At 71.7% G+C, this 591-nt stretch carries 2 protein-coding genes; both read left to right on the top strand.

Annotation, left to right across the window (positions count from 1 at the left end):
* Window positions 1-238 (top strand): hypothetical protein (locus AACY08_RS28120; RefSeq protein WP_339472370.1); only part of this gene is annotated, 238 nt, incomplete at its 5' end.
* 169 nt (window positions 239-407) lie between these two features.
* Window positions 408-591: ArdC family protein (locus tag AACY08_RS28115; RefSeq protein WP_339472369.1), on the top strand; the 184-nt coding region annotated here is incomplete at its 3' end.

Genomic DNA, 591 nt, shown 5'->3' with positions numbered 1-591 from the left:
CCTCAAGCGCGTGACGACCCCCGATCCCGCGCAGCCGCTCACCGCCCTGTGCGAGCCGACCCGCTGTCCCAACGCCTGCATCACCGCCCGCCACAGGCCGGCCTGGGAGCGCGCGGCTGCCGATGCCAGGGCGCATTTGCGCGAACGGCGCATCTCCGATCTCCAGCGTCAGGCGCTCCAGCGCGAGCTCGATCGCCTGACCACGGTGATTGCCGGGATCGATCCTCCCGCGCCGTAGACCACCCCGGCTGTTGGCGGAGTCCTGCGCCGGTCGGCGCGCCCGCGCAACGGCTTCGCCGTCCTTCGCTTCGCTGCGGCCCTGGCGGGTGCGCGAGCCCCCCTGTGCCCGGCGCGAACGGGCCTCCGCCGCCGGGGATGGTCCCCGGCGCGAGAACGGAGAACAGATCATGTCAGCCTCACCACGCTCAGACGTCTACGCTCGCGTCACCGACGCGATCATCGACGCCATCGAAGCCGGCACCGGCACCTGGCGCATGCCGTGGCATCATTCCGGCGCCGACGTCACCCGCCCGACCAACGTCGCCAGCGGCAAGCCCTATCGTGGCATAAATACGGTCTCGCTCTGGGCGG

Origin of the sequence: Pseudomonas sp. EL_65y_Pfl1_R83 (genome assembly GCF_963970695.1) — a bacterium.
Lineage (GTDB): Bacteria > Pseudomonadota > Gammaproteobacteria > Pseudomonadales > Pseudomonadaceae > Aquipseudomonas > Aquipseudomonas tritici.
This window is presented reverse-complemented; position numbering and strand designations above follow the sequence as displayed.